The following is a 9,667-nucleotide window of genomic DNA, read 5'->3' on the forward strand; positions in this document are numbered from 1 at the left end:
GTCATCCTTTCAGGCTGGAAAAAGAGAGCTATGTTTGGCGTGATCACGCCGCGGAACGATGGGTGGAGGGCGGCGCAAAGGCCGGAAGAGCAAGCACGCGTTCGAGATGGCGCGCCACGCTTGCCGCCAGATCTTCGCGCCAGGGCCGTGCGATGATCTGGATCGCGATTGGAAGGCCATTGGCGGAGGCCGCCACCGGCAGGGTGACCACCGGCAGGCCGAGGAAACTGAAGGGTCTCGTGAAAGATGTCATGGCGCTGACGACCGTGTTCATCTTCGGGCTCGCACCGATATCGACATCGCTCGACAGGGGCGGGAGGAAAGGCATGACCGGGGCAATCAAAACGTCGTTTTCACCGAAACCGTTCTGTAGAAATGCTTGAAGCATGGTTGCGCGGATCTGCAGCGCCCGCAAATAGATCGGCGCTGGAATGGCCGGGGATTGCGAGAGGCGCATGCGGATCTGCGGGCCATAGTCTTCCGGCCGCTCACGCATCCAGTCGAAGTGCACGGTGCCGGCTTCTGCCATGGCAACGACATTGGCAAGCTCGGCGATCGCTGGCAGATCCATGCCTGGTGCATCCTGAAGGCTTGCCACGTCTCCTGCCAGAACACGCGATACCGTGCCGAGCGCCACGGCGATTTCATCCTCTACACCTGTTTCGAAAAGGCCGCGGAGTATGCCGATCCTGAGAGCAGAGAGATCGTCGGTCAGGGCTTCGGGGGGCGCGGCTTGTGCGCAGGTCGTGTCGCGATCATCCGGCCCCGAGATTGAATGCAAGAGCAGATAGGCGTCGTCGACCGAACGGGCGAGAGGGCCGACGCAATCCTGGGAGAAGGACAGCGGCATCACGCCGTGCCGGCTGACGCGGCCTTGGGTGGGCTTGATGCCGACGACACCGCAGCAGGCCGCCGGAAGCCTGATGGAGCCGCCCGTATCCGAACCCAGGGCGGCAAGCACCACCCCGCCGCCGACGGCAGAACCGCTACCGGAGGAAGAGCCACCGGTGATGTAGGCGGGATCGATGGGATTGAGGGCGCGGCCGTGATGGGCGTTGTGTCCTGTCGGCCCCATGGCGAATTCGCTCATGTTGAGGCGGCCAATGGAGATGGCCCCCGCTGTTTCAAGCCGCTGCATTACCGTCGAGGTTTCCGGGGCGACGTGATTGGCGCGGATCTTGGAGCCGCAACCGGTCACGAAGCCCTTTCTGTCATACATGTCCTTGTGCGCGAGCGGTACGCCGTGCAGCGGGCCGAGAGGCTCCCCACGCGCCAGAGCGTCGTCGGCGCGGCGGGCAGCGGACAAAGCGGCCTCTTCTTCAATCTCGATGAAGGCGTTCAGCCTGTCCTGACGCGTCTTCGCTCGATGCAATGCTGCCGTGGTCAATTCCCAGGAACTGATGCGGCGCTCCTTCACGGCTCGTGCCGCTTCGGCGAGGGTGCCGGGGTCGTCAAGGCTCATGGCTTGGCCTCCGCTCTCAGAATGCGGTCGAAGGCCGCGGGATCTACGTTGAAGAGGCTTCCGTCCTTGCCGTCGGACAAAGTTGCGACCGCCATCACGTCGCGCTTCAGTTCGCCGACCATGGCTACGAGTTCTGCATCGATCGCCGGCCGGCCCCAGCAGGACTGGGCGAGCGTCTTCATGACATCCTCGATATCCATCAGCTGAAATCCTGTGGTTGACGGTTGCGAACGAGCTGACTCAGCGAAACCGCGATCACGAGGGCACCGCCATAGAAGAGGTTCTGCACATAGGCATCGGCACCCAGCATGGTGAGGCCTGTGATCCCGGTGACCAGGAAATAGACGCTGACCACGGCACCAAAGGCATTGAAGCGACCGGGAGAAATTGTCGTTGCGCCAAGGAATGCCGCGGCAAAGGCCGGAAGCAGCAGGTTCAGGCCGGAAAGCGGATCCGCCGATCCTGTCATCCCGGCATAGAGCATGCCGGCAAATGCCGAGATGAGACCGGATAGCATGAAGGAGGTTGCCCGGACCCGGTCGACGTTGATGCCGTTCAGCCGTGAGACTTCGCGCCCACGACCGACGAAGAGAAGCTTGCGCCCCGGGATGGTGTATTCGAGCGCGTACCAGATCACCGCCGCGAGGATCAGCGCGTAGAAAAAGGCGAGCGGGATGCCGAAGAGGCGGTTGATGATCACCCACTCGACGAGTGTCATCGAGACGCCCGAGATCGTCTGGCTGTTGCTGACCCAGAGGATCAGTCCGTTGACGAAAGTGCCGACGCCAAGCGTGACGATCAGCGAATGGATCCGGAAATAGAGAACGAAGAAGGCGTTTACGGCACCGATGATCACACCGCTCAAAAGCGCGACGAGAAGCACCGGTGCTATCGGCCAGCCGAGCTTTACGTTTAGCACCGCAATCAACATGCAGCTCATCGTCAGGGTCGAGGCGCCCGAGAGATCGAAATCGCCCGAGGTCAGCGGGATGATGATGGCGAGCGTCAGCACGACCAGAACAGCCTGCGAACCGAAGAGGGTCGAGAAGCTGCGCCAGCTGAGGAAGGAATCCGGCATCAGGGTGCCGAAGATCACGATCAACAGCAGCCAGGCCGCGACAAGCGCAAAGCGCTCGGCTTCTGTCTTCAGCGTAAATCGGCTTGCGTGTTTCGCAAGGGGCTTCGTCGTGGGCATGTCGAGCGTGGTCATTCTGCAGCCTCCGCTTGATGGCTGTGGAAACAGGCTTCGGTGATGGATTTGCGAGAGATCTCTGATCCCGTGAGTTCGATGACCGGACGACCGCGGGAAAAGACGATGATGCGGTCGCAGATCTGCTCGAGCTGTTCGTTGTCGGTCGAGGCGCACAGGATGGCGGTGCCATCGCTTGCCGCGCGATCGAGCGCCTTGAAGATCTGTTGGCGGGCCCCGAAATCCACGCCCTGCGTCGGTTCGTCGAGCATCAGGAGTTTCGGATTGGTCTGCAGCCATTTGGCAAGCAGCACCTTCTGCTGGTTGCCGCCTGAAAGGGACCCCAGCGGCAATTGCGGGTTCTGCGGACGGACGTCGTAGCTGCGCACGAGGCGATCGGCCTCCTTGATCATCAAGCGCCTGTCGAGACCGGTCGGCTTCAGCAGTTGGTCAAGAACTGGCAGCGTCATGTTGTCGGTCACCGAAAGGCTGCCGATGCCGGCGGCGCCCAGCCGGTCTCCCGGCAGGAAGGCGATGCCGAGCTTCTGGGCCATGAGTGGAGAGACCAGTGAGAGATCGACCGTCATGCCGCCGATCGTGATCGTCCCCGTACCGCGCATGGCGCCATAAAGGAGGTAGGGTACCTGCGCAAAGCCCGAGCCGATAAGACCGGTCAGTCCAAGGGTCTCGCCCTCGCGGATCGCGAAGTCAAAGCCCGGCGCCTTTCCGTCGGAGAGACCCTTGACGGCAACGGCGGCCGGAATGCCTTGTGCCGGCAGGCGGGACTTCTCGAAATGGTCGATCCTTGTTCCGACGATCGTGTCGAGGATCGACTGGCGTTCGGTGTTGCGCGTATCGAGGATATCGACGAGCTCCCCGTCTCGCAGAATGGCGACACGATCGGTGATATCGCGAACTTCGTCGATGTCGTGAGTCACGATGACCACCGAAGCACCCGTCTTGACGATCGAGCGGATCAGCGTGAAGAGCCGCTGCACGTCTTCGGCCGGCAGGAAGGGTGTCGGTTCGTCGAGAACGAGAATGCCTTCGCCGCCGTAACCGGCGTCGGAAGCCCGCAAATCCTCGAAGGCCCTGATGATGGCGACGAAAGCGCGTTCCACCGGTGGGAGGCTCGCAACCGTGGCGAAGGGGTCGATGTCCAGGCCGAACTCGGCAAAGAGTGCTGAGACTGCTTGAGCTTCTTTCTTCCAGTTGACGCGCCATGGCGTCTTCTGGCGAAGGGCCGTCACGCGCATGTTTTCGATCACTGTCAGCGAAGCGACCAGACCGAGATGCTGGTGGACGAAAGCCACACCCCGTTTCTTTATATCCATGGGATCGAGAGGCAACGGCAGTGTCTGCCCCCAGAGGATCACCTCGCTGCCCTCTTCGGGCTGGTGGAAGCCAGCGAGGATCTTGATCATCGTCGACTTGCCCGAGCCGTTTTGTCCCAGCAGGCCAAAGACCTCACCGCGGCGGATGGAGAGCGATACACCCTTCAGGGCGTAGTAGCTGCCGAACCGCATGCGGATGTTGTTCATTTTGAGCACGGCATTTTCGGTCATTGCACGGCTCCCGGTTTTCATCGGCTTATTTCAGCATCCAGAGCTTGCGGAAGCCCTCGAGATGCGCGTCGCCATAGCCGTCGTCGAAGTTGGCGGGGACGCCTGCGGTCTCGATATTGCTCTTGTCGAAGACGAGCAGAGGGACGTTGAGCTTGGCGACTTCCGGCTTGTCGCAGAGCATGCGCATGATGTTGTCGATCGCGGCATAACCGGCCCAGCCGAGGCTTTCGCCGATGTCCATCTCGACCTGTCCTTCGCGGACCATGTCGAGCACGAAGGGCGTGCCATTGAAGCTTGCGATCCGTACCGCACCTTCGGAGCCGGTGATGCGCAGCGCAGGCACCACAAACTGCGACATGGAGTCATAGATCGGAAGGATGTAGTTGATCGAGGGATCTGCCAGCAGCGCGGACTGGGTGCCCGACTGGATTTTGGTCGCCCATTCGGACACCGGCACGTCGAGATGGGTCTGTTTGCAATCCGGGCAGAGCGCCTTCAGCTGATCCTGGATCGACTGGACGAAGGGGATGGAAGGCAGGACGTCGGAGGATCCGATGATCAGAACATTCGGCTTGCCCTCGGTCTGCACATAAGCCCAGGCTGCCAGAAGCTTGCCAGCGCCCGTAAAGTCGACCTTGCCGGAATAATCGACACTTTCCACCGCCGGCTGGGTCACGTCGTAGAAGTGGGTTGTGCTGATCTTCAGCCCTTCGCTGCGGGCTTCAGCGAGCTGGGGGCCTAACACTTCCGGATTAAGGCCGCCAGCGAGATCAACCACGTCGTAATTCTGGCTGATGGCCTGCGAGATGCCCTGGACCCATTGGTCGAGCTTCAGCTGATTGTCCCAGGTCGTGTAGGTGAAACCCACTTCAGCGGCAGCAGAGGCCATGGCCTTCTGGAGCTCGACGTTGAAGGGAATGGTCATCGAGATCGGGATGGACAACACCTTCTTGTCGGCCATGCAGGCCTTGGCATCGAAGGGCTCGCCGGGCGGCGTGAAGACCGGCATGGCACGATGTGCCTCAATGATGGCCTTGGCATCGGCCATCGGGTCGGCGGCGACCGGCATGGAGGAGGCCGCGAGGGCCGAGGCAGCAAAGAAAGAACTGGCAAGAATGCGGCGCATGATCGACGTTCCCCTGTCTTTGACCCGGGTGTTCCCGGTGTCGTTCACTGCGGCTGTTAAAACCCCGCGCTAGATAATGTACGTACATAGTCAGGCGCGCGTCAACTGCGTTTTGCCTATTTTTTTGCACTGCACATAAAAGTGGCGATTGCTGAAAACCCCTTCACGCAAGCGCCTCAAACATGGTCAGTCGACCAGGCTGAAGGCGGCCGCAATTGTCTGCATGCTCGCCGATCTGTCGAGAAAGACGCGCTGATATGTCTGTACAAAGCAACGGTTGATTAGCTGGCCCGATGGGCGCGCCAGGCGATCAGTAAGCCGGCGAAGCCGAAGAGGGAGAAGGCGAGGAAGCTGGAGCCATAGTGGCCGGTCAGAGCGTAGACGCTGCCGAAGGTCGATGGTCCGACAATGACGCCGATGAAGGTGTAGACAAGGACGCCGCCAGTGGTCGAGCCGACGCGGCCTTCTGGCGCGTTGTGGGCCACTTCCGCAAGCAGTACGCCATTCCAGCCGATCGTCACGAAGCCCATTGCAACGAACAAGGCGACCTGGGCGAATACCGGCAGGTCGGTGAGGAAGAAAAGTGCGGCATAGCCCGTTCCGCCGAGCAGCCCGAGGAGGGCCAGCGTCTTCAGGCCGCCGCCGATCTTGTCGGCGACGACGCCCCAGAAGATACGGCCGACCGCGCCGGCGAGCTGCATGGCGGCCGCTACCGAGCCTGCCGATAGCAAAGACCAGCCCGCATCGTGGACCAGGGTGACGACGGCAAAAGCCGACACCGATAGCTGCATGGCCGAATAGGCGAAGCCGAGTGCCGAGAGTGCCCTCAGCTTCGGGTGCTTCCAGATGGCCGACTGTTCCTCGACCAGTCCGCCGAAGAGGGAGCGTCTCGGGGCGCGGTTGATAGGATCTGCGGCATGGGTGGTCGCGAGCAGCCCCATCATCAGGATCGGTGCAATTGCGCCGATCAGCAGGGCAACGTGCCAGTCAAAGAACCTGGTGAGAAATGGAAAGGCGAAGCTTGCGAGAATGCCGCCGAGTGGGACGCCGGACTGCTTGAGCGAGAAGACGATGTTGCGGCGCCGATAGGGGGTGACGCGGCTCAGCATTTCCGAGGAAGCCGGATTGTTCAGTCCGTAACCCACGCCGATGAAGAGCGAAGCGACGACGATCAGGGCGATGCTGGCGCTGGCGATCCCGGCAAAGCCGATCGCGAAACAAGCAAGGGCTGCCTGCTCGACCCTGATTGGGCCGAAGCGCTGGACCAACGTCCCGGCCACTGCCGAGGAGAACATGCCGGAAAAATAGATCAGGCTGATCTGGTAGCCGATCCAGTAGGCTCCGATCCCAAGGTCTGCGGCAACCGTCGGTGCGATTGCCGTAAGCGCCAGAACGCTTGCGGTTGCCACGATCTGGATCAGGGTTGCTGCAATCAGCGTCTGGGTCAGCGACGAGGCGCGACGCGCGGGAGGTGCCTCTTCGGCGATGAAATCCGACATGGGGTGCGATATCCCGGGGAGGGGTTCTAGAATATGTACGTACTAATTGATTTGATGTTGGATCGCAAGCGGCCGCTATCTCGATGTCGCTTCGCCCTGAAACCATTTGCGTTTCTTGAGGAAAGCAGGTTGAAACACGGACGAGAGGAACTCGGCGTTGTGCCGATCGGGGTTCGTACACTTGGATCAGAAGCGCATGGACTGGAAGCCGGAAGTCGATACGGCGCCGCTCTACCTGCAGGTCGCCCATCATCTGGAGGGGCGGATCAGCGAGGGCGAGTTTCCTGTCGGTTCGCTTCTTCCGACCGAGAATGAAATCGCCGCGGCGCTGGGTGTCAGTCGCCAGACGGTGCGTCAGGCGATCGCGACGCTGCGCAACAAGGGGCGGCTGTCGGCCCGCAAGGGTGTCGGCACGCGCGTCGAGGCCGGGTTTGATCCGGAGAAGAAGCGCTTCATAGCGCATTCGCGCTCCGAACTTTTCGAGATCGCTGCGGAGACCGAATTCGTCATAGACACGAAGGAAGAGATTTCTGCCCAGGGCAAGCTCGCCGTCGAGCTCGGCTGCCGCCCTGGCCGGAAGTTCTTCCATATGGCAGGCATCCGCTATCCCGGCAACAGAAGCCGTCCCTTCTCCTGGAACGAGGTCTATGTCGATTCGAAGCTCGCTGCGGCAGTGAAGGATATCACCGTCGCCCGCAGCGCCATCTTCCATTACATCGAGCAATATACCGGTGAGAAGATCCAGGAGATCCAGCAGGACATCCGGCCCATGGTGCTGGATGCGGAGACCGCTGCAAAGCTCGATGTGAAGGCGGGGGATCTCGCTCTCGTCGTCACGCGTCGCTATTTCGGCTCCGGCAGGCGACTGCTCGAATATGCGTTTCAGGTGCTCCCCGCCGAACGCTTCACCTTCACCACCACTCTTCGCGCCGAAGGCTGACGTCCTCAGTCTGCCCGCCTCCGACCCGCTGTCCGTGTGACCCGGAGGGCCCCTGCGTGCCAACTCTCATCTCCTCCGATTGCACAGAGATCAACCGTTTGAACGGTTGATTGGCAATTCCGGCTGCGCGCATTTCCGGCGATTGGCGAGAAAATAGGCAAGCCTAAACTTGTGGCATTTTTGGCTGGACAGGCTTCAGAATTTTTGCATTAGTTCGTACATACTGCTTGCCTGTAGGTCACAAAAAGGGGAACCACATGGATATGGGTGTCTTCATTCCAATCGGAAACAATGGCTGGCTGATCTCGACGACGTCGCCGCAATACATGCCGAGCTTCGAGCTCAACAAGCAGATCGTTCAGAAGGCGGAAAAGTACGGGCTCGACTTTGCGCTCTCGATGATCAAGCTGCGCGGCTTTGGCGGAAAGGCCGAGTTCTGGGACTACAATCTGGAGAGCTTCACGCTGATGGCGAGCCTTGCGGCCGTCACCGAGCGGATCAAGCTTTTCGCTTCGACGGCGGTGCTTACACTGCCGCCCGCGATCGTGGCGCGGATGGCGACAACGATCGACAATGTCGCGCCGGGTCGGTTCGGCGTAAACATCGTTTCCGGCTGGCAAATGGCCGAATATGACCAGATGGGCATCTGGCCCGGCGATGACTATTTCGGCTACCGCTACGACTATTCGACCGAATACGTGCACATCATGAAGGAGCTCTGGGCGAACGGCAGCTGCACCTTCGAAGGCAAGCACTTCACCATGAAGGACTGCATGATGAAGCCGATGCCGCAGAACAAGATCGAGATCGTTGCGGCCGGGCAAAGCCCGCGCGGAATGGAGTTCGCGGCCGAGTATGCCGACTACAATTTCGTCATGGCTTCCGGCATCAACACGCCGACGGCCTATGCGCCGAATAACCAGAAGCTCCTCGATGCCGCCGCCAAGACAGGACGCGACGTCGGTGCCTACGTGCTGTTCATGGTGGTTGCCGACGAGACAGACGAACTCGCCGAAGCGAAGTGGCAGAAGTATCGTGACGGCGCCGATGTCGATGCGCTGGCCTGGATGGCCGACCAGGGCAGCAAGGACGCGACCGCGGACGCGAATTCGACGGCGAAGCACATCAACCTCCCCGAAGGCGCCGTAAACTTCAATATGGGGACGCTGGTCGGATCCTATGCCAAGGTTGCGCGCATGCTCGATGAAGCCGGCAGTGTGCCCGGCACTAAGGGTATCATGCTCACGTTCGACGACTTCCTCGTCGGGCTCGATCAGTTCGGTGAGCGCATCCAGCCGCTGATGGCGAGCCGCACGACCACTTCGATCGCGGCGGAATGACGTGACGCGTCCCCGCGCGGCGACCCTCAACGATCCCCGCCCGGATGCGGGGATCGACTTCGATCCGATGACGCTGGTCGATCCCGGCCGTGTCGATCGGGTTTATCGAGCAATCGGGAAAGAGCGGCCTGAACCAGCTTTCGCCGATATGCGGCTTGAGCATGGTTCGCTTCAGCGGCCGCCGAGACAGGCTGGCGTCTCCGAGCTTCTTTCGGCCTTTGCCGGGCGAGAGCTTCGGCCAAGCGATCTGCTGGCAGAGCTCAAGTCTGCTATTGCGCAATCGCGCAGCGGAGGCGAGGCGGTCTTACGCTTCGTGCCGGATGCCGAGGCGGCGGCGCTCGAGAGCGATCGCCGCTATGCCGAAGGCAAAGCGCGTCCCCTCGAAGGCATTCCCTTCGGCGTCAAGGACATCATCGATGTCGCCGGTGCCGTGGTGACCTCGGGCTCCCATTTTACCGGTGACCGCGTCGCGACGTCTGATGCGGCCGTGGTCAGCGCGCTTCGTGCCGCTGGCGCCATTCCCTTCGCCATGACGGCGACCAGAAT

The 9,667-nt window shown here is 61.2% G+C and carries 9 protein-coding genes; 3 read left to right on the forward strand and 6 right to left on the reverse strand.

Annotated elements, in window-relative coordinates:
* Positions 1–43: 43 nt before the first annotated feature.
* From QWE_RS15515 to QWE_RS15540, 6 genes are all read right to left on the reverse strand, one after another.
* A complete protein-coding gene (locus QWE_RS15515) occupies positions 44–1,462 on the reverse strand; it encodes an amidase (RefSeq protein ID WP_006727101.1) in 1,419 nt (472 codons plus the stop codon).
* Complete coding sequence (locus QWE_RS15520) at positions 1,459–1,662, reverse strand: hypothetical protein (protein ID WP_006727102.1); 204 nt, start codon at positions 1,660–1,662, stop codon at positions 1,459–1,461. The genes QWE_RS15515 and QWE_RS15520 overlap by 4 nt, the downstream gene beginning before the upstream one ends.
* Positions 1,662–2,672 (reverse strand): ABC transporter permease, encoded by a 1,011-nt coding sequence (locus QWE_RS15525; RefSeq protein WP_006727103.1) that lies wholly within the window; start codon positions 2,670–2,672, stop codon positions 1,662–1,664. The genes QWE_RS15520 and QWE_RS15525 overlap by 1 nt, the downstream gene beginning before the upstream one ends.
* Positions 2,669–4,216 (reverse strand): sugar ABC transporter ATP-binding protein, encoded by a 1,548-nt coding sequence (locus QWE_RS15530; protein WP_006727104.1) that lies wholly within the window; start codon positions 4,214–4,216, stop codon positions 2,669–2,671. The genes QWE_RS15525 and QWE_RS15530 overlap by 4 nt, the downstream gene beginning before the upstream one ends.
* Before the next feature lie 25 nt (positions 4,217–4,241).
* A complete protein-coding gene (locus tag QWE_RS15535; protein WP_006727105.1) occupies positions 4,242–5,342 on the reverse strand; it encodes a sugar ABC transporter substrate-binding protein in 1,101 nt (366 codons plus the stop codon).
* A gap of 281 nt (positions 5,343–5,623) precedes the next feature.
* The gene (locus QWE_RS15540; RefSeq protein WP_006727106.1) at positions 5,624–6,841 is read right to left on the reverse strand and encodes an MFS transporter; all 1,218 of its coding nucleotides are present in this window, start codon (positions 6,839–6,841) and stop codon (positions 5,624–5,626) included.
* Positions 6,842–7,022: 181 nt separating this feature from the next.
* On the opposite strand from QWE_RS15540, the gene QWE_RS15545 reads away from it, so the two are divergent.
* From QWE_RS15545 to QWE_RS15555, 3 genes are all read left to right on the forward strand, one after another.
* Entirely contained in the window at positions 7,023–7,781 is a 759-nt protein-coding gene (locus QWE_RS15545) for a GntR family transcriptional regulator (protein ID WP_040300365.1), read from the forward strand.
* 257 nt (positions 7,782–8,038) lie between these two features.
* Positions 8,039–9,121, forward strand: coding sequence for a pyrimidine utilization protein A (gene rutA / locus QWE_RS15550; RefSeq protein ID WP_006727108.1), 1,083 nt, complete (start codon positions 8,039–8,041; stop codon positions 9,119–9,121).
* Position 9,122: 1 nt separating this feature from the next.
* On the forward strand, positions 9,123–9,667 hold a 545-nt coding region (locus QWE_RS15555), incomplete at its 3' end, for an amidase family protein (RefSeq protein WP_006727109.1).

It is taken from the genome of Agrobacterium albertimagni AOL15, from assembly GCF_000300855.1.
GTDB classification, from domain to species: Bacteria; Pseudomonadota; Alphaproteobacteria; order Rhizobiales; family Rhizobiaceae; genus Allorhizobium; species Allorhizobium albertimagni.